The organism is Pseudarthrobacter sp. B4EP4b (assembly GCF_006680095.1).
Taxonomy (GTDB): Bacteria; Actinomycetota; Actinomycetes; order Actinomycetales; family Micrococcaceae; genus Arthrobacter.
This window is the reverse complement of record NZ_VHIJ01000002.1, coordinates 45,428-71,659: the sequence shown is the minus strand read 5'-3', so window position 1 is coordinate 71,659 and position 26,232 is coordinate 45,428. Positions and strand designations below refer to the sequence as shown.

Genomic DNA, 26,232 nt, shown 5'->3' with positions numbered 1-26,232 from the left:
CGTTGAAGATTGCTAATCTTCATTAACCCGATATTTTTCGAGTTGCCGGGCAAAAGATCTAGGCTGACGTTCCTGAGTGGCATCGTCCATGATGGCCGTCATTTGTTCAAACTCAACCGATGGCTTTGTCGCTGGGATCCCATTACTCGATCCCTTCGCTTCCCCGGGCTTCCGACTACCGTTAGGGCTCCCATAGCTGTAATAGCTGTAGGCGTAGGCGTCCGGCCCCTTCACTGGGAGGCGGTTTAGAACGACACCTAGAACATCAGATCCCACCAGCCTTAGCGCACTAAGGGACTTTTCCAAGTCCTGATGCCTAAGCTTGTTTGCGCCTACGACCAGAACAACGCCCCCGACATGCTGAGAAAGAACCGCGGCGTCGGTCACGGGGAGGAGCGGGGGTGCATCAATGACTACGGCGTCAAACGTCTGTTCCATTCTTTGGATGAGGAGCTGCATCCTTTCGGAGCCGAGCAGTTCGCTTGGGTTAGGCGGAATTTGCCCGGACGTAAGGACGAACAAGTTGTCGTCACCCCAGGCCTGCAGCAAGTCGTCGACATCGGCTTGGCCAATAAGCGCCGTGGTGAGTCCAGCATTGCGTTCCAGACTGAGATATTCGTTGACCATGGGGCGACGTAAGTCGGCATCTATTAGGCAGACCGACTTACCAGATTCGGCCATCGCCAATGCAAGATTGGTAGCCGTGGTGCTTTTCCCTTCACCCGGCAAGGAAGAAGTGACAAGAACTGACCTTGCATGGCCTGAGACGTTGGCAAACTGCAGATTTGTACGCAGCTGGCGAAAGGACTCCGCGCGAGGACTTTGGGCGCCACTCTCGGTAAGTAAGGGTCTCTTGCTCGCGTCGGGGTCGAAAGCGATGCCGCCAAGCAGAGGGGCATCAGTTACGTTACGGAGGTCTGCCTCCCCACGGATGCGGGTGTCCAGGGTGCTCCGTAGCAGCGCGATGAGCACTCCTATGGCCAAGCCGGCAAGGAAGCCGAAGCTAAGGTTTAGGCGCGTGTTCGGAGCTGACGGTGAGGAGGGAGCAGTAGCTGGATTAATCACAGATAGAGTTACAGGAGATGTTCCTCCGCTTGCAGGCTTTTCCAATACATCGACAGCTTTTACTAGGCTGCCCGCGACCGCCTGAGCTATGGCAGCAGCCTGGACAGGCGAGGTGTCCTCCACCGAGATGCTGATTAGAACGGTGTTAAGGTCCGTTGTCGCCTTGACCTTTGGGGCCAATTCGGCTGGTGTAAGGGCGAGCCCTAATGCATCAATGGCGGGTTGCAGCACAATGGGTGTGGCAACGGTTTTGACGTAGGACTGAACTCTTGCTTGGCTGAACGTGTTTCCTTGCTGCAATTCAGTGACGGACCCGGTGCCCTGAATGGCTACGAAGAGTTGTGTTTCCGCAGTGTACGTCGGTTTCGACAAAACGGAAGCGGCCCCTGCAAGGAATAGACCCGTTAGCGTGGCCGCGGTAAGCAAAATCCAGTGCCGTCGAAGTATGCGCAGGTAGTCGCGTAAGTCCAAGCCGGGGTCCCCCTGAGTTGTAACTGGGGGCAGCCGAATCGGCACGCCACCAGAACGGCAATATTCGTGCGGTCAACGTAATTGTACCCGCCTCTACCCGCGTGCCTGCTGCCCAGCGCGCTTCACCGGGATCCTCTGTCGTGCGACAGATATTTCCTCCCAAAAGCTTCTAGTGGAAACCTGCTTCGCCTTTAGCTCTTTCGCAGATCTAGATCCGAGTAGCAGATGCTGCCGAAAGTGAGTAGTCGCCACTCTGGTCATCCTTGCCGTCGACTATCTAACGTCGGGGCATGGGCATACTCCATTTGAGGCTTTTAGCATCTCCAGATCGGTTCATTGCTGGCCGTAGCAAGTTAGCCTCGGTCAAAACAAAGTTCATGAAGTTCCGCACATGCGTATCTTGCCAAGAGTCGTCTTTCCATTCATGGTTTGCTTTACGTCCCCTGTGCTCGGACTGCGCCCAGGACAGCGACTGGGAAAAGTTCGGTCCGAGGCTTGGTTCCTTCCCCTACTAGTGGTGCCCGTTACGAGCCTTGGCGCAGAGTTCAGACGAGTAGTTGGTAATTGCTCAGACCAGACAAACAACGTGATTCGAAGGCTCTCGGAGCAGGTCGGCGCCTCGCGCCTTGATGCAATTTCAGGTGTTGTTGCCCTCCCCTAACAACGGCTGGGAAGCGCGGTGATCCCTCTCCGGCTGTTACCCGACCCTACACAACAATTGCATCAGCTCTAGGCGTTGCTCGGCAGTTGGGCTCTCAAGCTGATAGAAGCTCGCGCGAGATTTATTTGTACTTTGTACTCTACAACGCAGTCACCGCGGGACGGTCCGGCCCGCAGCAGTCGGACGCTTACATTAAATTCTGCAGGAACCCGCGCGAATACCAGACCCATCAGGAGCGCAGTCGGAAGGCGTTATCCACGCCACAACTGTGCGCGGCCCGTCATATCAAGCTTGACTTGATCGTTAAGCCAGGCCATGCAAGAAAGCCGCAGATACTCCTACTTCCCCGTACTTCCGGGAGTTTCCGACTTCCGGTTCAACAGGGCAGGAACCCGCATGCCACGCATAAAAGTAAGTCAACTTGGCATAACAGCGGACGGCAGGTAGCGTCCTGCTTGATCTGACATGGGGGATCGCTGCTTGCCAAAGGAGGTCTGTTGTGTCTCTACCTGATTTTGTCTTGGCGCTCTGCATGCTTATGGGCGCCCTTCTGATACCGTTCTTCGTCCTCTACCAGATGTTGCGGCTCAAGCGACGCGCCATCCAACTCACAGCTTCCGCCCCACCACGAGGTAACAGCCGCTAGCCATGCCGTACGTCGATATTAATCCGCACAAAGGCCGTCCCAAATGGCAGGGCTACGCTGTCCTGGCCGTCTTGCTCATCCTTACAGCAGCCGTTGTCGGGACTGCTCTTACGCGCGTCTGAGCTGGCAAATCTGCCGGAGCCCCTAGACTTACTGTTTGAACCAGTGCTGCAAGAATTTTTGCCGAACGTCCTGGGGGACATAATGCCCGATCCGGCGGATCAAAACGCACGCGCCCATGCAGAGGATGCAGGGCAACCACAAGTGCGCCGACGCCGCGACCTTCGTCGCGCCAACGGCGAGTTGCGGGATGCCCAGACAGGAACCATGCCAGCTGTAACACCGAACCCCTTAGTCCAGCCCGACGGCACGCCGTTGACCCGCCGTACCTCCTGGGCGGACGCGGCCGCTGCAGCGGATGCTGGAAAGCCGGCTGCCCCCAGCCGCCCACCGGTATCAGCACAGCCTGCCTCGCCGGGCGCAATCTCCTCAGTGCCGAATCCAGCCGACACGGCCGGGTCGGCTCCACCCCCCGCTCCCGCTGAATCGCCTGAGTTCCGGCGTGTTCGACCGACTGTCGCCGACACCATCGCCGAAAGCCCCATGCCTGACTTCATTAGCTCGCCCGGGCTATTCGTCAAAGAACAGAAGCCCCGCCCGGTAGGTGGGTTTCGTGGGGCCCTCTATAAAATAACTGGCGGCGCGTGGAACCTGGGACCGGGTGCCAAGCAGCGCCAAGAAGACGATTTGGCCCGACGCATTTCGCGTCAGCTCCAAGGCAGCTATAACACAGCGATCCTGAGCCTCAAAGGCGGCATCGGCAAGACCTCGACCACGGTCGGTGTTGGCCTAACCTTGGCCGAATACCGGGGAGATGCTCCCTGTGCCATCGATGCCAACCCTGACTCGGGTGATCTTGTGGAACGTGCACTCGGCGAAGGCATTTACCAGCAAGCCAGCCCCCGGACCATCACGGACCTGTTAGAGAACATTGAGTCGATTGATTCGCTCACTGCCCTAGCCCGATACATGCATCACGCCGGTAGGTTGCATCTGATCGCGGGGGAGCAGGATCCGGAGGTTTCGGATTCGCTCACCGCTGCTGAATATTTGCGTATCCGAAAGCTCATCTCCAGCTACTACTCGGTTGCATTGACTGACTGCGGAACTGGGGTCACACATAATGCCATGAGCGGGATCCTTCAGTCCGCGGACAACTTGGTAATTGCTGCCGGCTACGCCGTCAGCGGCGCCAAGCGCGCACGAAGCACGCTTCACTGGCTGGCAAGCCACGGGTACGAGGACCTGGCTCGCAACGCCATCGTGGTGATCACTGACAAGGACGAAGTCTCCTCGCGTGTGGACAAGGACGCTATCGAGGAGCACCTTTCGGGCATTTGCCGGGAGTTGATCGCCGTTCCGCATGACCGTGGCGTTGCAGATGGTGACCTAGTCACCCTGGACGTGCTGAAGCCCGAAACCCGGCGTGCCTACAAGGAGATTGCTGCCGCAATTGTCGACGGGTACCGGTAGGAAATCCCGCTTTCTTGCCCTGACTGATATCTGTCCTCTTCCTGGATGCTGCACAGATCTTGACCCAACTTATGGCCGAGCCTTCGGCCAATGCTGAGCTTGTATGGGTAGCTTGGGTCCATCAGGGCAGGACATCACGAAGGAGTGGCGGAATGACTATCACCGAATACGCCGTAGCACTAGGCGGAATGCTGGCATCGCTCGCGGGCATGGGGCTTTTGGCTGCAGGGCTCATCAAAGCAAAAGCGCGCCACTAATCTAGCGCGTATCCAGATCCTCGAACACAAGGAACGTCTGGGTATCGAGCACTCCGGGCATGGACTGCAGCTGGTCGAAGATGACCCGCCGCAGGTCGATGTTGTCCACGGCGCGGACCAACAGGATCACGTCGAAGTCGCCGCCCACAAGGGCCACGTGGTGCACCTCCGGGATGGCGCCGAGCTGGTCGCGCAGTTCCCGCCAGGCATCCTGCTTCAGCTTTAGTGTCACGTAGGCGGAGGACCGGAGCCCGGCCTTGATTGGGTCCACCAGCGCCGTGAACCTGGACAGAACGCCCTCGCTCGTGAGCCGGCCGATTCGCGTATACGCGTGCGCTCGGGAGATATGAACGTTCTCGGCCACCTGGGTCACGGACATCCGGCCGTCCCGGGTCAGTTCAGAAATGATCCTGCGGTCGATGTCATCCAGCGGGACTGGCTCAGTCCCCGCATCCCTGCTTGCCATTGTCCACAACGCCTGTCAGTCAGCGAGCTCACATCTACAATTCGTCTTTCAGTGTAGATGAAAGCCTTCAGACGTCTGCAGTTCCAACCGAAGCTGAATACGGAAGTTCACACGGATCCACACTAGGCGTACAGAGTGGCTTCGTAGAGCAGATCGCAGGCGACCTCGGGAGGCCAGACTGCACCAGGGTAGGTGGACAAGACCCCAGATGCGGGCTTGCCGCTCAAGCAGTCAGGAACGCTGAGCCGAGGCCTCGCTGCGGAGGGCATCGTGCCGTTCCGCTGCGCTGCGGATGAAGTCGCAGTCGCTCGGGGAGAGGACGGTTTCACCGTGCCGGTCCTGGTCCAACTCCACTCCCGTGGCCTTGCTGATCGCTGCCACCACGGCCCGGGGGAGGATCACGCACCCGGGATTATCAACAAACCACTGCCGCGTTTCCGTATCCAGCCGGTCCCACAGCTTTTCGATCCCCATGACGGTTACTCCCACCCATTGTGATTCCCGTGTATGAAATGCCGCCCCGGCCCCGCAAGCCGAGGCGCTTGTTTCCACCGCCCCATCTTCCGCAGCTACGGTGACCGCGAAAGGTGATGGAAAGGCGGAGGAAACCTCGTTGTCCCCTCCGCGTCCATCCCCGCTCCAAGAACCCCCAATAAGGGCAACCCCTGCCACTTGGTGCGAAGCCTTCTGCCTGTGATCAACAGGAGAAGAAACTCAATAATTTGGACGAATTGACGTTTTCGTCAACTCACTTAAAAAGTCTCGTCCTGAGGCAGGCCAGAGGTCAACGCAATTTTTTGTCAAGGCCCGGGCATGGTCCGAAAGAAGGATTGGCCGCGACGGGCCCGGGGCGGACAGTCAGGCCTGTCCGGGGACCTGCAAGTAGTCGTCGCTGCTGTCTTCGCCTGTGCGAAGTTCCTCGAGCGCGGCTTCCAGGAGCGTGATTCTGCAGGTGCGGGCAACCGTGATGAGCCGGCCGGCTGCCGCCTCCGGGCTGCAACCGGTCCGCGCAGCCATCGCCTGGCACGCGTCCGCGATCACCGAACGCGAAACGAGTGCGGCTTCCGGCGCCGAAAACCGCTCGCCCCACAGGGACGTGAACGGTTGCACTTCCGGCGTGGGGCCCAGGGAACTGACCGCTTCCCCCGTGCGAGCTTGAAGCACTGACCTCGCAGCAACCAGCAGCTCGGCGGCTTCCGGGTAGGCCAGTCGATAAACCAGCCGGCCACTGGACCGGAGGCACTTGATTAGGTGCTGCCCGCGCATCTGGGTCAGGTGCCGGGACAAGTGCGAGGGCTTCAGCCCCGTGCCGTCGCACAGTTCCGGGATAGTGCACTCACCCTGGGTGAGCAGCTCCAGGATCTGCGCCCGGGCCGGGTGTGCCACGGCCTTGAACAGCTCCGCCGCAGCATCCATCGATGAGCCGGCGTGCCCGTCCGGAACAGGTTCCACCGCAAGGGCCTGGTGGCTCTCCGTCTCCAAGTCATAGCTGCTCATGCGCGTCGCTCCTTCGGGCCGTCTATGCCATTATCCTCCGCCCTCGGGTCCGCAGACCCAAAGAACAACCCCCTGTACATCCATGTTTGCCCCCTTCATTTCCAATTTGTCCATGGCCAGCGTCAGTAAGCTGGCTCACAGTTACAATTCGTCTCCCGGCGAAGGCAGAATCAAGCAGCTTCTCCACGATTCCTCCAGATGCTGGATACGAAACCTGCTGCGGGCAGATACTGGGAAGGAATAGTGGCAACAGAAGGACGGAACAATGACGATCTCCGCAGACCACACCGCGCGCGAGCATGCCAGCCCGGTGCCGGCAGAGGATGCCCTCACCGAGGCCGCCAAGAAGTTCGGCATCACCGCCGAGGACTACATGCTCCCGGCCCGGCACCAGATCGAGATGGTGGACCCGGACGGCAGGCTCAAGCCCGAAGCTGAACAGGGCACCGAACCCGGCCACGAGTACCCCTTGCCCGGCGATGAGGAACTGCTGGCAGCGTACGAGCAGCTCGTCGTCGGCCGCCGCGTCAATGACCAGAACTCGGCACTGGTCCGGCAGGGCCGCATGGCCGTGTACCCGTCCAGCCACGGCCAGGAAGCCTGCCAGGTAGCCGCTGCCCTGTGCCTCTCCGAGGGCGACTGGATGTTCCCCACCTACCGCGACGCCGTGGCCGTGATGACCCGCGGCGTGGACCCCGTGCAGGTGATGACCATCTTCCGCGGCGACTGGCACGGCGGGTTCGATCCCCTCAAGCACAAGGTGGGCATCCAGTGCACGCCGCTGACCACCCAGCTGCTGCACGCCGTGGGCGTGGCCCACGCCGCCAAGCTCCGCGGCGAGGACACCGTGGTGCTGGCCATGTGCGGCGACGGCGCCACCAGCGAAGGCGACTTCCACGAAGCCCTGAACTTCGCCGCCGTCTTCCACCTGCCCGTCATCTTCTTCGTCCAGAACAACAAGTACGCCATCTCGGTGCCGCTGGCACACCAGTCCGTGGCGCCGTCGCTCGCGCACAAGGCCGTGGGCTACGGCATGGCCGGCGAACGCGTGGACGGCAACGACGTGGTGGCGCTCCTTGCGGTCCTGGACCGGGCCGTGAAACTGGCCCGGGAAGGCTCCGGCCCCCTGCTGGTGGAGGCCAACACGTACCGCATGCAGGCCCACACCAATGCCGACGACGACACCCGCTACCGGGAGAGCGCTGAAGTTGCCGAATGGCGGGCGAAGGACCCGGTGAACCGGATGCGCGCCTACCTGACGGACCGCGGCCTCCTGGACGATTCTGTTGAGGCGCGGATTGCTTCGCACGCCGAAGCGGTGGCCACCCAGCTGCGTGAAGGTCTCAGCGAGGACGTGCCGGTGGACCCGCAGGAGCTCTTCCGCCACGTCTTCGCCAAGCAAACGCCGCAGTTGAAGGAACAGTCCGCCCTGCTCGCCGACGAACTCGCCCGCGACGCAGCATCTACCGAGGAGGCCGGCAAATGAGCCCCACCATCACCACCTCGTCCGAAGCCAACGGCAACGTTTCCGCGGCTACCGCCCGGGCAGCCGCCTCCGCCGCCGCGTCTGCCGAGGCTGCCGGCCCGCAGCCGGTCACCCTTGCCAAGTCTTTGAACACCGCTTTGGTTGACGCGATGCAGGCCGACCCGTCCGTCCTGGTGTTCGGCGAGGACGTGGGGACGCTGGGCGGGGTGTTCCGGATTACCGACGGGCTCACCGCCACGTTCGGGGAGCAGCGCTGCTTCGACACTCCGCTGGCCGAGTCCGGCATTGTGGGCATGGCCGTGGGCATGGCCATCAACGGGATGCGCCCGGTGATCGAGATGCAGTTCGACGCGTTCGCCTACCCGGCGTTCGAGCAGATCGTCAGCCACGTGGCCAAGATGCACAACCGGACCCGCGGGGCAGTGAAGCTGCCCATGGTGATCCGGGTTCCGTACGGCGGCGGGATCGGGGGAGTGGAGCACCACTGCGATTCCTCCGAGGCCTACTACGCCCACACCGCCGGGCTGAAGGTGTTCACGCCGGCCACCGTGGCGGACGGGTACCGGATGCTCCGCGAGGCCATCGACTCGGACGATCCCGTGGTGTTTATGGAGCCCAAGAAGCTCTACTGGTCCAAGGACCTGGTGGACCTGGCTGAGCTGCGGTCCTCTTACGTGGAAGGCACGACGGCGGGCCGCACCACCGAGGGGCGCGCCGCCGTCGCGCGTCCCGGCACTGACGCGACGTTGATTGCGTATGGTCCATCCGTCCCCACCGCGCTTGCGGCCGCCGAGGCGGCCGCTTTGGAAGGGCGCTCGCTGGAAGTGATCGACGTGCGGACGATTGTGCCGTTCGACGACGCCACCGTGTGCGAGTCGGTGCGGAAGACCGGCCGGGCCGTGGTGATCGCCGAGGCGCACGGCTTCGCGTCCGTGTCCTCGGAGATTGTGGCCCGGGTGCAGGAGCGCTGCTTCCACTACCTGGCCGCCCCCATCCGCCGCGTCACCGGGTTCGACATCCCGTACCCGGCGCCCAAGCTTGAGAAGTACTACCTGCCCGGCGTGGACCGCATCCTCGACGCCGTCGACGACCTGCAGTGGGAGAACTGATTATGAGTGAAGCGCGCGTGTTTTTGTTGCCGGACCTGGGCGAGGGGCTGACCGAGGCCGAGCTGGTGTCCTGGCACGTTTCGGTGGGGGACACGATTTCCGTGGACCAGCCGATTGCCGAGGTGGAGACCGCGAAGTCCACGGTTGAGGTGCCGTCGCCATATGCCGGCATTGTGGCGGAGCTGCACGGGCAGCCGGGGGAGACGCTGGATGTGGGGAAGCCGCTGATCTCGGTGACGCCTGTTTCTACGGGTGAGCCTGCCGCAGCTCCGGAGCCGGCCGAACCGGTGGTTGAGCCTGTCGAAACGGAGCTGGGCGAATCGACGGATTCCGCTGCCGACGCACATCCTGAGGCTGAGGCCTACCGGGAAGAGGAGAAGGCGGGTTCCGGCAACGTGTTGATCGGGTACGGCACTCCGGGCGGCCATGGCGTTGCCAAGCGCACCCGCGCTCGCAAATCATCTGTTGCCGTGGCTGAGCCTTCGGAAGCCCCATCTGCCGAAACGAAGGAGCTCGACGACCTCTCCCTCCTGCGCACCCGCGTCCCGGGCAAGCTCGGGGCAGTGATATCCCCTCTGGTTCGTCGTATGGCACGGGAGCACGGCGTCGACCTCGGCGATCTCCCCGGCTCGGGCGAGGGCGGCCTCATCATGCGCAAGGATGTCGAGGCAGCAATTAGTGCCCCGTCGGTTGAGCCTGTCGAAACCAAACCGCAGCCGTCGGTTGAGCCTGTCGAAACCCAGGGCCTAGACCCCCGCACCGGCCTGGCCATCTCCTCCCGGACACCCGTGAAGGGAGTGCGCAAGGCCGTTGCCGCGAACATGACACGCAGCCGCTCGGAGATCCCCGAGGCAACCGTGTGGGTGGACGTCGACGCCACGGCGCTCGTCGAGCTTCGGAAGGAACTCAAAGCTGCCAGCTCTGAGGTGCCGGGGTTGCTCCCGTTCATTGCCCGCTTCGTGACGGCCGGGCTCAAGAAGTATCCGGAGCTGAACACCCGGATCGAAACGGCGTCCGACGGGTCGCAGGAGATTGTCTCGTTCGACGGGATCAACCTCGGCATCGCTGCCCAGACCGACCGCGGCCTGGTGGTCCCGTCAGTCCGCGCCGCGGAGAAGCTGACCGCCAGGGAACTGGACGCGGAGATCCGCCGGCTGACCGACGTCGCGCGCCAGGGCAAGGCAACACCCACCGAACTGGGCAGCGGGACGTTCACGCTGAACAACTATGGAGTGTTCGGCGTGGACGGCTCGGCGGCGATCATCAATCACCCGGAGGTGGCCATCCTCGGCGTCGGCAGGATCATCGACAAGCCGTGGGTGGTGAATGGCGAGCTGGCGGTCCGCAAGGTCACCGAGCTGACCCTCACGTTCGACCACCGCGTCTGCGACGGCGGCACCGCAGCCGGCTTCCTCCGCTTCGTAGCCGACGCCATCGAAAACCCGAACAGCCTCCTGGCTGACATCTAATCCAAGCACCCACCGACGCTCTCTCACTTAATGTCGCTTTAACCCAAACCCTCGCTCACTCGATGTCGCCTTAACCCAAACCCTCCATCACGTGATGGTGGTTTAACCCAAACCCTCTCGCCGTTGATGTTGGTTTAACTCGAACGCTCGTTACCTTTTTCGTAGCCCTTTCCTGTTGCAGGATGTGGGTGTGCTGGCCTGCTGGTCCCTGGGCATGATTGGAACGCTTTGTTGATGATGATCCTGAGAGTGTTGTCACCTGGGGCTGGTAGGTGCCGGGGAATGCCGGACGAGTTCGCGGTTCTCCACCCTTCAAGGCCGAATCCCTCGAATCGGCCAAGGATTCGCAAAAGATTAGTCAAAGTTTGCAGCGAACTCCCCATGGACAGTGTGGGATGGGGAAAGGAGATGTTTTCGAGGACGAGGTAACCCGGCATGACTGAAAGCTTGCAGCGACAGGAGCCCACGAGGCGGCTTCACTCGCTGACAAGCCTGCGGTTCTTTGCAGCTGCCGCGGTGGCACTCATGCATGGTTTCGGTCGGTACCAGCTTCCAGTCGTAGACCTGGGCTTCGTGGGTGTGAGCTTCTTCTTTATGCTCTCCGGCTTCGTACTGACGTGGGCTCACACCGAGGGCAAGGGTTCGGTCGTGTTCCTGCGAGACCGCTTCGCGAAGCTGTTTCCTCTCAACGCAATGACCCTGGCAGTCGCCGCGTTTGTGCCCGTGGCACCGAATTCGAGCCCCGTATTTTTCCTTCAAAGCCTTACCTTTACCCAAGCGTGGTGGCTACCAGCGGCGTTGTCTTTCAACCCTGTCGCGTGGTCTCTCTCCGCTGAGGCGTTTTTCTACCTGCTGCTGCCGGCCATCGTGAGTGTGATGCGGCGCTTCAGCACCCGGCAACTTGTCGGCTCCATAGTGTTCCTTGCAGTCCTTCAACCGGTAATGGGACTGATTTTGCAGCTCACCATCGGCGTGAACGTCAGTGCATCTGCGGCTCATTTCCTCACCTACTACTTCCCCCCGTACCGGTTGTCTGAGTTCATCATCGGCGTTGCCCTGGCCCTGCTCCTGAAAGCCGGATATATTCCTTCACGCGCCTGTCAGCTCGCGGCCCCAGCGACCATCACCGCGGGCGTCGCACTGGTATTCGTTGCCGATTTCTTCCACATGGCGCTGTCGTGGGTCAGCAGTGCCCTCCTGCTGCCCGCTATCCTCGTCCTGATTTGGACCTCGGCCACGCGCGAGCTCGCCGGCGCCAGCCGCCTCCTGACGAACCCGCGTCTGGTCAAGCTCGGAGACCGCTCGTTCTCCTTCTACATGGTCCACTACCTTGTCCTGGGCTTCGCCGGCCTTCTGATAGGAGAGGGCGCACAAACCCTGCCCTGGTGGATCGTCCCGCCCACCCTCATCGCGGCCGCAGGAATTGCAGCGGTTGGCTATAGGTTCGTGGAGAAGCCCTGCGAACGGCTCATCCGCGACCTGCTCTCGCGCAAGCCGGCGCTGCCGCCGGCCGGAGAAGATGCGAAAGGGGCAAGTTCACCACCGGTTCGTACTGGATGAGTTTGACGGGCGGACATCTAACCCCACCACGTTTCCGAGGTACCTGGCCTGCTCGCGTTTATTGCCGCTTTGTCACCGCGGGGCTGAAGAAGTACCGGAGCTGAACACCCGATCGAAACCTCGGCCGACGGGTCCAAGGAGATCGTCTCGTTCGACGGGATCAACCTCGGCATCGCCGCCCAGACCGATCGGGTCTCGTGGTCCCGTCGGTCCGGGAAGCGGAGAAGCTGAGTGCCCGGGAGTTGGACGCGGAGATCCGGCGGCTGACCGACGTCGCGCGCCAGGGCAAGGCAACCCCCACCGAACCGGGCAGCGGCACGTTCACACTGAACAACTACGGAGTGTTGGGCGTGGGCGGGTCGGCGGCGATCATCAACCACCCGGAGGTGGCCATCCTCGGCGTCGGCCGGATCATCGACAAGCCGTGGGCGGCGAACGGAGAGCTGCCGTCCGGAAAGTCAGCGAGCTGACGCTCACCTTCGACCACCGAGTCTGCGACGGGCCTATGACTTTGCGTGGCCTGACCAATGCGGGGGCTGTGGACGCCAGGCCGGTTCCGCCGATAGACACGAGAGGCTCAACCACCGGAGGCAACCGATGCCCGGACGCGCCTCGCAATCTCTACTCGTACACCGGTCAGGGGAGTGCGCAAGGCTCTTGCCGCGACCATGACTCGCCCGTATGCCGAGTATGAGGTGGTGACGTCGTTCCCGAGAGAACTTGCCGTGTCTGACTGTTCGTCGTCGACTTGCACATTATGCCTACGACCTACTCCGCTGGTTCCGGTTTCTTCACGGGAGATTTTTTCCATGGGAGCACGCCGAGCGCTTGGATGTCAGGATGTTGCTTGAGCCCATGCGTGCTTCCCAGCGCCGAATGCCCTCAGACGGGGGACCGAAAGTACCGCAACGACCAATGTGGTCACCGGGGACCGGGGTCAACGTTTTCGGCCAATTCAATCGAACACTTACGACGTCTCGTATCCCTAGCGTTTTCGAAACACCGAGGCTATGAGACACCAGGTGGGTTCAGAGAAGGAGCCGGCGCCCGCAGGCCGGATCGCCTATCGCATCAGCCGGTCACTTGTCGGACCTGAACACAATTGAGTCGAAGATGGCGCGTGCCTCTCTCGTCAGTGCCGGATCGATCGATCCGTGGGGTTGGCCCAGCACGATCACGGCGCACTCACCGTTCAGGTCGACCGCTCGGTAGGTGTCGTGCTCGCCCACATTTCGGTACCCGCGTCCGTCGCAGTCCTGCGCCAAATTCGAGTTGATGCATAACATGCCGCCGTCGCAGTCGGTGATGTCGACGTCGCTCTCGACGGCGTGGTCGAACTCGAAGCCGGAGTAGTCGCCCACCATGACCTTGACGGGAGGGGTGCTTACCGTTGACGCCTGCGCCGTCATCGCATCGACGAACGCCTTAGCCGTCGGATCCACCTGGACGAGCGCGCCTCTCCAGGCGCATGCGTCCGTCGGGACATGGGTGGCGGGCCAAAAAGTCACGGCGACATCCCATTCATCCGGTAGATCCGGGTCGTCCTTGCCCAGGCCCGAACCGTCGTACGTCACCCAGCCGTCTGGGACGGTGATCTCGAAGGGCACCGGGTAGCCGGTCACGAGGTAGGTGCCGGCGTCGATGACGCCGCTCTCCGGGAACGGTGCGACCGTGCGAGCCTCCGTAGTCGATGCGGGGGAGGGCGCCTCGGCGGCGGTGCACGCCGAGAGGCCAATGCACCCCAGCACTGCGACGGCGACACCGATCGGGTGTGAGCGCCCGCCGTGAGTGGCGCGGGAGGGCCGGTTTGAAGTCCACATGTCAAGTCCTTTACTTCGATCCATGCAGCGCCGTGGCTGTTTCCACCAGTGAAGAACACTCCGGTATCAGCAGGATACCGGCGCCCAAAAACGCGGTATCGTCCCGATATCAGCCGTCTTGACGGATGTGGGGTCAGGGCGGAAGGTGGCCTCATGGAGGTACGCGTTCTTGGAGCGCTGACGCTCGATGACGATCGGATTCCGTTGGCACCGCGCGATCGTGTGGTGTTGGGTGCGCTCATGGTCCGCTTGGGCGCATCTTTGTCGGTCGAATCACTCGCCGAGGCGCTCTGGGGCGATGACCTGCCGGCCTCATGGTCGAAGGTGATTCCGGGTTGCATCATGCGGTTGCGTCGGCTCATCGCGCCTGCACGGATCGAAACGACCCCGTTCGGGTATCGGCTGACCACGGACCATATCGAGGTCGACGCCGACCAGTTCGAGCGGCTCGTCAGTCGGGGTTCCCAACAGCTGAAGCTTGGTGAGCCGGAACGTGCCGCATACTCATACTCGGAGGCCCTCGCGCTGTGGAGGGGTGAGGCGTTCGTCGAACTCATCGACTGGGGGCCGGCTCAGATCGCCTCCGGCCGTCTTGAGGAGATCCGCCTCGGGGCCGAGGAGCTACTCCTCGATGCACGGCTGCAAGCCGGCGAGGTTCAGGAGGTCGCCGCCTTAGCGCGCACCCGCGTAGCCGAAGCTCCACTGCGCGAGCGGCGATGGGTCATGCTGAGTGTGGCGCAGTACCGCCAGGGCCGGCAAGCGGAGGCGATAGCCACCGTGCGCAGGGCGCGGGGACTCCTTGTTGCCGATCTTGGACTGGATCCGTGCACAGAGCTCGCCGAGCTGGAGCAGGCCATTCTCAGGCAGGATCCCTCGTTACTGTCCGACCAGGTATTCCGGGCCGGGAGCTCCGAGTGTCCGTACTTCGGCCTGCCTCCCGCGGGCGTGACGGATGCCGAGTGGTACTTCGGTCGCGAGCAGGAGCTGACCGGAGGACTGCGGGCCCTTGATGAACACGGCGTGCTCCTCATCGCGGGCGCGTCGGGCGTCGGCAAGTCCTCATTCGTTAGGGCCGGGATAGGCGCCCAGTTCACCGCACGCGGCACGCAGGTCATCATAGTAACGCCCGGCGAGCGTCCTCTCGAGGCCCTTCGAGACGTAGTTCGACGCCCCGGGGATTCGCTGCTCATCGTCGATCAATGCGAACAGGCGTTCGCCGCGGACGACCCCGCCGAGATCATGAAGTTCTTCGACGCACTGACGCGAGAGGTTTTACGCGGAATGCTCGTCGTCACCATCCGCGCGGACCGTCTGGGAGACCTGGCTGAACACAAAGGCTTTGCCGAGATCATCCAATCGCACATGCTCATGCTCACCGCCCTGAGCCACGACGGACTCCGTGCCGTGATCGAGAAGCCTGCAGAGCAGGCTGGACTCATCCTGGAACCAGGCCTCGTCGAGATCCTTATCCGCGACGCCGACGGGCGAAACCTTCCACTGTTGTCCCACGCCCTGCGCCAGGTGTGGTTACGGCGCGAGGGCCGTGTCATGACCGTCGACGGGTATCGGGCATCCGGTGAGATCGACGGTGCCGTCGCGAAGACCGCGGAAGAGGTCTTCGGCGCGCTCTCCCCGGAGGGCGCGCGGCTGCTGCGCGACATCCTTCTCCGTCTCGTCGAAGCATCTGCAGACGGTGTGGTGATTTCCCGTCGGATCGAGCGCACGCGGATCGCAATCGACGAGGACCATGCCAAGATCGTCGATCGACTGGTCGATGCCCGCCTGCTCACCACCGATGAGGAGTCGGTTCAGCTATCCCACGAAGCGGTTGCACGGGAATGGCCACGGTTGAAGGAGTGGCTCGCCGATGATATCGAGGGTCAACGGATCATGCGGCATCTTGGTTCCGCAGCCACCGCCTGGGATGCGATGGGACGCCCAAACGGCGAGCTCTATCGCGGCGGCCGCCAAACGGCCGCCCAGCAGTGGCGGGATGCAGTCAAGCCCGCGCTCACAGTGGTTGAGCGAGAGTTCCTAGAAGCCTGCGCAGCGGCTGAGACCGCAGGACTGGCGGCCACCCAGAGACAGCTAAGTAAGGAGCGCAGCATGGTGCGCCGACTGTCCTGGGTGTCTGCCGGCGCAGTGGCTCTCGCGATCGTTGCTATCACGGCGAGTCTTGTGGCAGGGTTCCAGGCAAATCTCGCCGGCGAGCGTGCAACGGTCGCAGAGGCGCGGCGCGTTGCCGCGACCGCGCTGGAGGATACGGACTTCGATCGAGCGCTGCTGCTCGCGGTGGAGGCCATCCAGATCTGGGACAGCACCGAGACACGTACCAACCTCGTGCGGGTGTTCGCGCGGGCCCCCCGGGTCACGAGCATCACCCGCATTCAGGAAGACGGAGTGACGCCCGCGAGCATGTCGCTCGCAAAGAACGGAACCCGTGCATCAGTGATCGACAGTGACGACGATTTACGGCTATTCGATCTCGCCAATCGATCCCAGCTCGGCGAATACTCACCCTTCGGAGGAATGGTGGCGGCAACCGCCGTCGACCCTGTCTCGGGCACCGTTGCATTCAGCCAGGCGTTGGGACTCTGCAACGCCCTCCCCTGCGATCGTGGACGAACGGGAACGCTCGATCTGGCTAACGGGGGTCGCGCCGGCCTGAAGACCTACCAGGGCTTGCCTGAGGCGGCGGCAGACGTTGAATACTCCACCGACGGATTCCTCTTTGCAGCGCTGGAGGCGACATCCTGGATCGAATCGTCCGGGAGCGTCGCCCTCTGGCGTGCCGGCACTGGGGACCCGATGCTATTGGACCTGGACGTGAACAGCTCTGACCCCGGCCCTTCCGGGTGGGTCGGACAGTTCGGCGCGGTTAAGTTTGCGCCGGACGGCTCGCGGCTGTACGCCAGTCGATTAGGACCCACCATGGTGTTTGATACGTCCTCGGGAAAGGCGATCGACCAGATTGCCGGCAACGGGCTTCTGGCCGTCAGCCCGGACGGCCGTCGAATTGCACTCCGGGACGGCTTACTCGCGGTCCGCATCGTCGATGTTTCCGGGGCAACGCCACCTATCACGGTCCCATTGCCAGCGACTCCAACCGTGGCGGACTTCAGTCCTGACGGCCATCAAATCGCCATCCCAGCCGGCACCCGCGTGGTGGTGGTGAACACCGGGACTGGCAACGTCGCGGAGAATCTTCGCACTCACGAGGGCGGGGTCACCGCAGCCGAGTTCCGGTCGACCGGTGAGCTGGTGACGGCCGGAGCAGACGGCGCGATGGTGACGTGGGACCTTGGCGATTGGTCGGCGAATTTTCGCACCGACACTTTCACCAGCAAAGGCACGTTCCTCGAAGAGGAGGACGAGCGCAGGCTCCTACTCGAACAGACTGACGGGAACACTCAAGTGATCGTCGCCGAGCCGACGGCGTGGGAGGAGCGCGCGTGTCGGATCGCGGGACGAATACTGACCCAACAGGAGTGGGGGGAGCTCTTAGGGGCTCGGCCCTACGCCCCGGCATGCCGCGAGTGACCGCGGCTGTACGTTCGAGACGCCCCATAGGATCGAATCAGTGTCAAGGTGACAGTGCCGCTCGAAACCCTGGAGAAACGAGACGTCGCAACCAGTGAACAATCCCCTCATCTGCACAGTCACAGATTTTCGGCGGAATTCCGGATGTGCGGTGGCAAGGGCAATTCTCGTAACTATGTATTGCAACCCTCAGGCAAAAATCGAGTACTCGTCGTTAGTTATGAGACACACGAGCGCCCGTAAGCCAGAGCGGACTAGTGCGGCAGCAGTTAACTGATCGGCGGCAGGACCGACGGGCCACTGATTGACAGAGTGCAGTGAATGTCTCGTTCGACGGGCTCAACCACCGGTTTCGACGGGCTCAACCACCGCCCGATGCAGTAACGCCGCAGTAACGGCCTGTGTGAGCAAATGCGAAATGCCTACCAGGCATGAGGAGCAAGAGTGAACTCGGGCAGGGTTCCAGTACGCCGGCCGGACGCGCAGCGCAGCCGTGGATCGCCCATGCCTGCAGCCGCCCGGCTCAACACTGTCCGGCGGAAGTCGCCTTCAGCTCCCACCACGGGAGTGGATCTCAGCCACTCAATAATTCAGTGGTTTGCCATTATTGCGCCCTTGACCACTGTCGCCACCGCGCTGGCATTTTGGTTCGGCTGGACGATGACGGCTACCCGCACCGCATATTTTGGCATAGATCAAAGCATTCTCGAATACTCCACAGTGGACTATCTGCTGCGGAGCGCCGATGCGATTATCGTGCCTGCCATAACCATTCTTCTCATCAGTGTGGTCTGCATTGGAATTCACGCCCTCACACTCAATATCATCGGCCGGGGCGGCGTACATAGGTACATTCTCTTCGGGGCGTGGATAATTCTCTCCGGCGGCGTTCTTCTCACCACGCTTGGCGTGTGGGTGATGTTTGAGGAACCTCCCTTCGTCACCCCTTTCCTCTTTGAACCGGTTGCCCTGGGCAGTGGCGTTGCGGTCAGCTCCTACGCCTTTTGGGTCCTTCGGAGGCTGGCCACACCAAGCGGCCAAAGGCTCAGATATCTGCCCATGTGGGAGAAACTCGGCTACGTGTGCACTGTGCTGCTGGTGGTTCTGGCATTGTTCTGGGCCTGCTCGCTCTACGCCGCGGCGCTGGGTACAGGCAGGTCCCGCGAATATGAACGAGAGCTGGCTAAACGCCCCTCGGTGGTTGTTTACAGCGTCCACTCACTGGCTCTGGCGAGCCCGGTCCGGGAGGACAGGATTCCGGACCCGGACGCGAAATATCACTTCAAATATACGGGGTTGAAGTTCGTCACCAGGAGCGCTGACAAATTCTTTCTTCTTCCCGAAGGCTGGCGGCGCGAGAGCGGTGTGGCAATCATCCTGGAAGAAAATCCGGAATATCGAGTCGAATTCGTTCCAGGAGGCTAAGAGTTGAGACATCCAGCAATGGAAATGTGCGTTGCATGCCTTCTTGGCGTGGGCGTTCTCACTTCCTGCACAGGTCCATCCGGAGGTGCCCGGAATACCGAGGACTCACAGCCGGTAGTTGAGAACCGGGTGCGGATTGGCGAGGACACCTGGATAGTCCAGGCCGCGCAGACCAACCCCGTTGCTGTTGCCGGCACTGTTGAGTCGATCGAAGTCACCAACGGCACTGATTCTGACGTGAGCGTGCCCGACGTCGGCCTAAACAACACGGCGTTCCGCGTCATTTTCAACGGCTGCACGGGAATCCTGAAGCCAGGTAAAGCGTGCGTGGTGCGCGGGGAATGGACCACCACCCAAGTGCGGGAGGCCAACCTGGAAGTATCCGTGGCCGAACCGAACGCTCCGGAAGGATCAGTGAGGAAGGGGATTTCAGTCCCGCTCCCAGCGGCCGGGGCCACCACCGCCGGCAATGCAACCCTGCCACCCACCACAGGTTCCACGTCCGGGCCCGCGCCGTCGCCGTCGACTAGCTCTCCGTCGTCGTCGGCAAGTTCAGGGACCGCCACGCCGGCGCCTGTGACCACCACCGTCAGACCCACGAAGGGAACGCCTGCAGTTGGGGCACCCCCACGGCAACTTGCTCCAACCCTGAGGTAAAGCTGCTTTCCCCCTATGACACCTTTTTTGACCGGCAGGAGAGAGTGCACTCTCCCTATCGAAGAAGGGGGTAGCAGCTTATTGACAGCACTGTTCGTACTGAGGATGCTCATTCATACCTGCCTCATCCTTTTGACAAATCGGAAATCAGGTTTCCATGGGCACCGTGGGCTGTGGGGAACTAAAACTGGACTTACTTCGGTCCTGGCGGCTCCGCCGGGACGACGAAATTCTCCATGTTGCAACACGCCAGCAACGGCTGATCGCTGCCCTGGCCGTGCATGGACCAGGCATGCGGGGGTATCTCAGCGGCCTGTTGTGGCCGGAGTACCCTGACGCCAGGGCACTGGAAAGCCTGCGCGTCACGGTGCACCTGATTTCCCGCCAGGTGCCCGGGCTGCTGGTCAACGGCGGCGCAATGCTGTCCCTGGACGAGCGGGTGGACGTTGATGTGCAGCGCATCCGGTCCCAGATCCAGGCCCTGCAGGAAGACCGGCACACCGGGAACGGCGCCGCCTTCTTGCATGAACTGCGCGACGCCGAACTCCTCCCCGGCTGGTACGAGGACTGGGTGGTCTTCGCACAGAACCGCCTGACGGAGGAGCGTTTCCAGGCCCTCGCCCTGCTGGCACGGAAGTCCCTCGCCGCGGGTGACTGTGAAACGGCAGCGGAAGCTGCCCACGCCACACTGGAAATTGAGCCCCTCTACGAGCGTGCCGTTTCGTGGCTCGTTGCGGCGGAACTGCAGCGCGAAAATCCCGGCGCAGCGCTGCGGGCCTACGAACGGTACCGGGAGCAGCTGGAGAAGGACATGGGTCTGTTGCCCTCCGGATCCCTCACCGCCCTCGTGGCCGACCTCCTTGACCGCCAGGCCCACCCGGTTGCGGAACGCCTGATTGCGGCCGCCGGTTCCCTGCTGGGCGGGCGTCCGGCGCTCAACCCCACCTAGGCAGTAACGCAGCCGTAACGGCTCCCGTGCTGCACTCTCTCCATGGGAAACACCCTTCACGACGGCCGGCTCCCGGTGATCTACGTCCGCGGGTTTGCGGGCACCGGCTCCGGGATCAACAGTGCTGTTGACGACCCCTTCTACGGGTTCAGCCAAGGCTCGGTCCATGTCCGTGCCGACGGCGGCGGACGGGCAAAATTCCACCAGTTCGAGTCGCCCATGCTGCGCCTGGTGGCAGACCACCACTACGAGGTGCCGGTCCACGGGGACCAGTGGGCCTTCCTGAACAGCGCAGACGCCAAGTCCGTGAATCCGGCCTCGATCTGGATCCACCGCTTCTACGACGACGCGGCGGATACCTTCGATGAGAAGGCCGAAAACTTCACGTTCGAGGAAGCGGCAAAGGACCTGTTCGGCATGATCAAACTCGTGCTGGAGAAAACCGGTGCCCCCAAAGTCTTCCTGGTGGCGCACTCCATGGGCGGACTCATCTGCCGCTCACTCCTGCAGCGCGTCATCCCCGAAAGCCTGGCCGGCGACGACGGCGGGATCGACCCCGCGGCAGGCGCCAGATACGTGGCCAGGGTGTTTACGTATGCCACTCCGCATGGCGGCATCCGGTTCGCCGTCGGCCTGGGCCTGTTCGAGAAACTCCGGGACGCCACACGCTTCCAGGGGGCAGACATCTTCGGACCCGACCGCATGTACGAATACCTCACGCCACCCGCGCTCCGGCGGATCCGGACGCGCGAAAGCTTCCATGCCACCGAGATGCCCGACGACGGGTTCCCCGTGGACGAACTCTTCTGCCTGGTGGGCTCCAACCCTGAGGACTACGACGTCGCCATGGGCCTGTCCTCCAAAGCGGTGGGTGCCCGCAGCGACGGGCTGGTCCAGATCGACAATGCCGCCGTCAAGGGCGCGGTGGTGGCGGTGGTGCACCGCAGCCACAGCGGACGCTACGGGATCGTCAATTCAGAAGAGGGCTACCAGAACCTCCAGCGCTTCCTTTTCGGCGACCTCAAAGTTGAGGTGGAATTGGTGGGCTTCACCGTGGGCAGGGCCGACCCGCCGGAAGTCGAGTACCAACTCGACGTGGGCCTGGCCATCCGGGGGCTGCCCGTCCTGGTCCACGAACAAAGTGCTGCCCACTTCTGCCCGGTCCAGATCGAGCACTGGAAAGAAGGGGACCCCATCGACTCACCGGTCCCGCTGTTGACCACGTTCCTTTCGTCCACGGCCCCACGCCCGCGCGTGGACGGAAGGGAAGTACCCCGCCTGCGCCAGGCACTCAAGCTGACGCTGATGTCCATCATCGAAAAGGACGGGCACTTCTTCTTTGCCGACCACCTGGAGCAGACCGAGGACTGGCAGGACACACTGCTGGTGGACATCGAACCGCCGTCTGAGGCCCGGCCCTTGCCCAAGGCCTGGGCAGCGTGGAACAGCACCATTCCTGGCGCCCTGCGCAACTGGGACGCGGGCGATGCGGACCAGCTGAAGGACACCGACCCCACCCTGAACCGCTGGCAGGGATTCATTCCCGTTCCCGCCGTGTCCAGGAGCCTCCTCGGACAAAAAGCCGGCCTCCGCCTGACGGTGACCCCCAGGACACTGGTCCTCTAAAACCATCCATCCCCCCGCTCAAAGGAGACCTGAAATGATTAACCCCAATTCCTTCCCAGCGTCCGAGAACGCGTCCGGGTCCATCCCGGAGGCGGACTATTCCGGCGCCGAGACCACCGGCCGGTTCATCGTGGTGTTTGCCCGGGAAGAGGGCAGCCCGTCCTCGGTGCTGGAATCGGCAGGACTGGCCAACGTGGCGGACTCGCGTGACTTCAAGGACCGCGAAGTGGATGTCTCCGAAACCAGCGGCGCAGACGCCACGTTCTTCAGTTCCCTGGGCATCGCGGTGGTTTCGGCGGCGCCGGAGCAGATCGGCGCGCTGCAGACCACCGAAGCGGTGCAGGGGGCAGTGTTGTCCGTATCGCCGGAACTGATCCACCACGTCCTCCCGGCAGGCCCCGCTGAATACGTGAGGGGTTACCGTGACGCTGTCCTGGACCTGGACACCCGCCTTAACGGCGGAAACGGTCAGGGCGCGGCGGTGGCGGCACCCCCAACGGTGCCCATCTTCCAGGACACGGCCCAGTTCACGTGGGGGCTGCAGGCGGTCCAGGCCCACTCATCCCAGTATTCCGGCCGCGGGGTCAAGGTGGCCGTCCTGGACACCGGCTTTGACTCAACCCACCCGGACTTCGCCGGACGCAACATCACCACCCGTTCCTTCATCCAAGGGGAACCAGCCACAGACGGACACGGGCACGGCACGCACTGCATCGGCACATCCTGCGGCGCCAAGTCCCCGTCCACGGGGCCGCGCTACGGCGTGGCCTACGAAGCGGAAATTTTCGCCGGGAAGGTGCTCAGCAACGCCGGTTCAGGCAGCGACGCCGGGATCCTGGCTGGCATCGACTGGGCGGTGACCAGCGGCTGCGCCATTATTTCCATGTCTCTGGGAGCCGACGTGCCACAGGTCCACCCGCCGTATGTGGCGGCAGGTGAACGGGCATTGGACGCCGGGACGCTGATCATTGCCGCCGCCGGAAACAACGCCAAGCGGCTCCAGGGCAACTTCGGTTTTGTGGGCACGCCGGCCAACAGCCCCTTTATCATGGCCGTGGGCGCTTTGGACCATCAGTTGGATGTTGCCTTCTTCTCCGCACGCAGCCTGCCGGTGCGGGGCGGGCAGGTAGACGTTGCCGGCCCCGGTTGGCAGGTCTACTCGTCCTGGCCCATGCCCACCCGGTACCGGAGCATCAGCGGCACCAGCATGGCCACCCCCCATGCTGCGGGAGTTGCCGCCCTCTGGGCACAGGCCACCGGCTTCCGCGGACGGGAACTCTGGTCCTCGCTGGTCCAGGAAAGCGACCGGCTGATGGCACCGTCCGTGGACGTTGGCTCCGGCCTGGTCATCGCCCCGCTGTGAACACCGCTGTCAGCGCTGCGATGAGGATAATCTGAAGCATGGTCAACATTAACATCACGGTGGACCCGGAGCATGTGTCCGCCATCGCCGATGTCGCGGACGCCCTGCGCGCCCGCGGCATGCAGGTGGAGCAGGTGCTGCAGATGGGCTTCATCACCGGGTCCGCTGAGGATGACAGCCTGCCCGCCCTGAAATCCGTGCACGGCGTGCAGTCCGTGGACGAGGACCTGGGATACCGGCTCCCGCCCCCGGAGGCAGACATCCAGTAGGCGAAGGGCCTGCCCCTGGTTACTCACCACCGGATGTACTCACCACTGGATGTCAGACGGATCCTCCAGCGGCCGCCGGTCACCCACCGACTCCGGGACCACGAGCGTGTCAGCCTGCCGCAGCGTGTCCGCGAACTGCAGGCTGGTCCGTTCCTCGATTTCGGTCACGGCAACCTGGAAAACCCGGAATTCGTCGAGTTCGAGGGCTTCCACCTGGATGAGGTTCTGGGTCAGGAGGAAGGCTCTGCTCTTGAGCTGTCCCTGCTCCACGAACGCGATGATCTTCCAGTACTCGCGAGGCAGGCGGGTGCCCCGGTAAGCGCGGTCATCGTCCTGGAGGACCGGGCCGCCGAACACACTGACTTTGAGATCCTCGACGTCGACGTCCGCGAACACCGCGTCCTCAATCTTTCCCCAGACCCCGTTCTTGCTGCTTTGGTTGAAATCGTCCATCTGCGGGGTGATGTTGGTGAAGTAGAACGAGTCCTTGTTGGCCCGGGCCGCCTCGTCGGGCTGTCCCCAGACCAGATCGGCCCGGCGGGCGATGTGCCCACGGTCCAGCCGGTTGCCGCTGTACAGCTCGTCGCCGGTCTGGACGTCGGCCGGGACGCGGGGGTCCTTGATGAAATTGATGCCGGTCCGGCTGAGTTTTACCAAGCCGGCGCCGTCGATGTTCCACGCCACCCAGCGGGCAAACCGCCGGGACTTGCTCATCGAGAGTGAAAAGTGGGTGTACGGGATGATCTCCGAGCCCGCGAGGCGGACAGCATCACTGTCCAGGCTGGCGGCAAGGGTGGGCAGGCCAATGTGGGGGCCGAGGAAATCGCTGGCGAACCCTTCGGGGACATCCTCGGCGCCCTCAGGAGCTGCTGCAGGCGGACGGAGGGTGATCTCCAGCTTTTCGAACACGGATTGGGGCAGGCAGGCCAGGGCGTGCTCGTCGGGGCTGTCGCCCGATTCCCCGCCGAAATGCAGGCCCGCCAAGACGGTGGTCAGCCCGCCGTCGGGGGTCTTGAAAATCCAGGCGGCCCCGGAGTCTCCGCCGCGGCTGATTTCCCCGTCCGCCGGGGGATTGTCCGGGTCCGGGCCGATTTCGAAGCCGCCGATGGCGTGGGTCCCCGCGGACCCGTAACTCAGTTTTGCGATCACATCCACCCGGCGCACCTTGCCATGGGTCACCCCCGTGGTGCGGCCGCTTTTGACCACCTTGTCCCCGATTTCGGGTTCACCGAGCTGGTCCGGGGTCACGTCCAACGACTGGATCGCCGTAGTGAATCCGCGGTCCTCGATGGTTGCCACAGCGCAGTCTCCGGCGACACCCAGGTGGGAGCGCACCAGCTTGCCCAGCCCGTTGGCGTTGACGCGGTTGTCGTCGTGCGGGCCCGGCTGGACCACCGCGTCGCCCAGGGCGCCGGACTCACCGTGCAGCACATGCCAGTTGCTGAGGATCATGGGTGTCCCCTCGTGCCTGTCGTACACGATGCAGCCGATGGTGCCGGCGCTGGACCGGAAGTGGCCCACACTGACCCCCGGCCGGATGGGATCGAGCCGGACTTTGGTGGCCGGCGGCTCCACCTCGGCGACCGCCCGGAACGAGGGACGGTAGTTCCGCTCAATAACATCGGTGGGCACGGCAACCCCGTCCACCACGATCGCTTCCGGGATGGGGGTGGTGTTGAGGGCCTCCAGGGCTTCCGGCGCCGCCTTCTCACCCACCGTGAACTGGAGGGCAATCTCGCCTGTTTGCTTGCCGTCAACCACTTTGTGGCCCACACCGATCGAGGAGATGTTGGGGTCCTCGAGGTAGTCGGCGCCTTTGGTCCTGATGAACTGCCGCAGCGAAGCCAGCAACTGCTCTTCGTCAGGTGTTGCTTCCGGGGAGGGGCGGTCGGTGCTGTTCATGCCATGTCCATTTCCTGGTGTTGCTTTTTCTGCCGGCCGCGGCGGGCCATCCCGGGGTGCGTCAGAGGTGACGTACGACGGCGGCCGCGCGCCGCCGTCGTACCTTACGGTTCCTGCCGCCCGCCTGCTCAGGCGCTGACGGACATGCCCAGGGCCGGCATGCCGCCTTCCTTCTCGGGCGTGCCGGGCCTGCCCGCGGACTCCTTGGCTGGAGCGTCCATAGCCCCGGTGGGCATGACCGCTGCTGCGGGCTGCTTGTGGCCGTTGGTTGTCACGCTCCCGGCCATGGTGCCGGTTGGCATGTCCACCGTTTCGGGGACCACTGCCGCGGAGGCCGCGTCCGCGCCTGCCTCCTCCGCCATGGCGGCAGCGCCGGAAGCGCCGGTGGATTCTTCGGTCAGGAAAGGACTGTTCTGCCACATGTGCCACAGCGCGTTGTCCGTGCCGCGGACGAAGACCTC

General features: G+C 63.1%; 18 protein-coding genes and 2 pseudogenes. 13 read left to right on the top strand and 7 right to left on the bottom strand.

The genetic code is table 11. The annotated features are described in order from the left end of the window. Positions 1-12: 12 nt before the first annotated feature. On the bottom strand, positions 13-1,536 hold the full coding sequence (locus FNL14_RS01220) for a polysaccharide biosynthesis tyrosine autokinase (RefSeq protein ID WP_142056957.1): 1,524 nt from the start codon (positions 1,534-1,536) through the stop codon (positions 13-15). 1,910 nt (positions 1,537-3,446) lie between these two features. Between FNL14_RS01220 and FNL14_RS01215 the strand changes: the two genes are divergently transcribed. Continuing rightward, entirely contained in the window at positions 3,447-4,376 is a 930-nt protein-coding gene (locus FNL14_RS01215; protein WP_255470659.1) for a MinD/ParA family protein, read from the top strand. Between the two features lie 258 nt (positions 4,377-4,634). Here FNL14_RS01215 and FNL14_RS01210 read toward each other — a convergent pair whose 3' ends face one another. The 3 genes from FNL14_RS01210 to FNL14_RS01200 form a co-directional block, all read right to left on the bottom strand. Beyond that, positions 4,635-5,099: an Lrp/AsnC family transcriptional regulator gene (locus tag FNL14_RS01210; protein ID WP_091416642.1), complete on the bottom strand. Its 465-nt coding sequence runs from the start codon at positions 5,097-5,099 to the stop codon at positions 4,635-4,637. Between the two features lie 231 nt (positions 5,100-5,330). Continuing rightward, the gene (locus FNL14_RS01205) at positions 5,331-5,573 is read right to left on the bottom strand and encodes a hypothetical protein (protein WP_142056953.1); all 243 of its coding nucleotides are present in this window, start codon (positions 5,571-5,573) and stop codon (positions 5,331-5,333) included. Between the two features lie 384 nt (positions 5,574-5,957). Beyond that, on the bottom strand, positions 5,958-6,596 hold the full coding sequence (locus FNL14_RS01200) for a helix-turn-helix transcriptional regulator (protein WP_255470658.1): 639 nt from the start codon (positions 6,594-6,596) through the stop codon (positions 5,958-5,960). A 265-nt stretch (positions 6,597-6,861) separates the two neighbouring features. Here FNL14_RS01200 and pdhA point away from each other — a divergent pair, with 265 nt between their 5' ends. The 5 genes and pseudogenes from pdhA to FNL14_RS01175 form a co-directional block, all read left to right on the top strand. After that, complete coding sequence (pdhA, locus tag FNL14_RS01195; protein WP_142056951.1) at positions 6,862-8,082, top strand: pyruvate dehydrogenase (acetyl-transferring) E1 component subunit alpha; 1,221 nt, start codon at positions 6,862-6,864, stop codon at positions 8,080-8,082. After that, positions 8,079-9,191 carry an alpha-ketoacid dehydrogenase subunit beta gene (locus tag FNL14_RS01190; RefSeq protein ID WP_142056950.1) on the top strand — a complete coding sequence of 371 codons (1,113 nt, stop codon included), beginning with the start codon at positions 8,079-8,081 and terminating at the stop codon, positions 9,189-9,191. The genes pdhA and FNL14_RS01190 overlap by 4 nt, the downstream gene beginning before the upstream one ends. A 2-nt stretch (positions 9,192-9,193) precedes the next feature. Further along, positions 9,194-10,660 (top strand): dihydrolipoamide acetyltransferase family protein, encoded by a 1,467-nt coding sequence (locus FNL14_RS01185; RefSeq protein ID WP_142056948.1) that lies wholly within the window; start codon positions 9,194-9,196, stop codon positions 10,658-10,660. A 435-nt stretch (positions 10,661-11,095) separates the two neighbouring features. After that, positions 11,096-12,220, top strand: a complete 1,125-nt coding sequence (locus tag FNL14_RS01180) for an acyltransferase (protein WP_142056946.1) — start codon at positions 11,096-11,098, stop codon at positions 12,218-12,220. A gap of 36 nt (positions 12,221-12,256) precedes the next feature. After that, positions 12,257-12,722, top strand: a pseudogene (locus tag FNL14_RS01175) (2-oxo acid dehydrogenase subunit E2); the annotation flags it as partial. 577 nt (positions 12,723-13,299) lie between these two features. On the opposite strand, the gene FNL14_RS01170 reads toward FNL14_RS01175, so the two are convergent. After that, on the bottom strand, positions 13,300-14,040 hold the full coding sequence (locus FNL14_RS01170; RefSeq protein ID WP_255470657.1) for a hypothetical protein: 741 nt from the start codon (positions 14,038-14,040) through the stop codon (positions 13,300-13,302). A gap of 153 nt (positions 14,041-14,193) precedes the next feature. Here FNL14_RS01170 and FNL14_RS01165 point away from each other — a divergent pair, with 153 nt between their 5' ends. From FNL14_RS01165 to FNL14_RS01135, 7 genes are all read left to right on the top strand, one after another. Then, positions 14,194-17,580: a BTAD domain-containing putative transcriptional regulator gene (locus FNL14_RS01165; protein WP_142056944.1), complete on the top strand. Its 3,387-nt coding sequence runs from the start codon at positions 14,194-14,196 to the stop codon at positions 17,578-17,580. A 504-nt stretch (positions 17,581-18,084) separates the two neighbouring features. Next, the gene (locus tag FNL14_RS01160; RefSeq protein ID WP_142056942.1) at positions 18,085-19,005 is read left to right on the top strand and encodes a hypothetical protein; all 921 of its coding nucleotides are present in this window, start codon (positions 18,085-18,087) and stop codon (positions 19,003-19,005) included. Positions 19,006-19,053: 48 nt separating this feature from the next. Beyond that, positions 19,054-19,662, top strand: coding sequence for a hypothetical protein (locus FNL14_RS01155; protein WP_142056940.1), 609 nt, complete (start codon positions 19,054-19,056; stop codon positions 19,660-19,662). Between the two features lie 157 nt (positions 19,663-19,819). Continuing rightward, a complete protein-coding gene (locus tag FNL14_RS01150; protein WP_142056938.1) occupies positions 19,820-20,611 on the top strand; it encodes a BTAD domain-containing putative transcriptional regulator in 792 nt (263 codons plus the stop codon). Positions 20,612-20,653: 42 nt separating this feature from the next. Then, the gene (locus FNL14_RS01145) at positions 20,654-22,237 is read left to right on the top strand and encodes a hypothetical protein (RefSeq protein WP_142056936.1); all 1,584 of its coding nucleotides are present in this window, start codon (positions 20,654-20,656) and stop codon (positions 22,235-22,237) included. A gap of 34 nt (positions 22,238-22,271) precedes the next feature. Continuing rightward, positions 22,272-23,600 (top strand): S8 family serine peptidase, encoded by a 1,329-nt coding sequence (locus FNL14_RS01140; protein WP_142056934.1) that lies wholly within the window; start codon positions 22,272-22,274, stop codon positions 23,598-23,600. Positions 23,601-23,638: 38 nt separating this feature from the next. Further along, positions 23,639-23,869, top strand: coding sequence for a hypothetical protein (locus FNL14_RS01135; protein WP_091416562.1), 231 nt, complete (start codon positions 23,639-23,641; stop codon positions 23,867-23,869). 39 nt (positions 23,870-23,908) lie between these two features. On the opposite strand, the gene FNL14_RS01130 is transcribed toward FNL14_RS01135, so the two are convergent. After that, positions 23,909-25,771 carry a DNA/RNA non-specific endonuclease gene (locus FNL14_RS01130; RefSeq protein WP_142057108.1) on the bottom strand — a complete coding sequence of 621 codons (1,863 nt, stop codon included), beginning with the start codon at positions 25,769-25,771 and terminating at the stop codon, positions 23,909-23,911. A gap of 128 nt (positions 25,772-25,899) precedes the next feature. Beyond that, positions 25,900-26,232 (bottom strand): annotated as a pseudogene (locus FNL14_RS23175) (hypothetical protein); the annotation flags it as partial.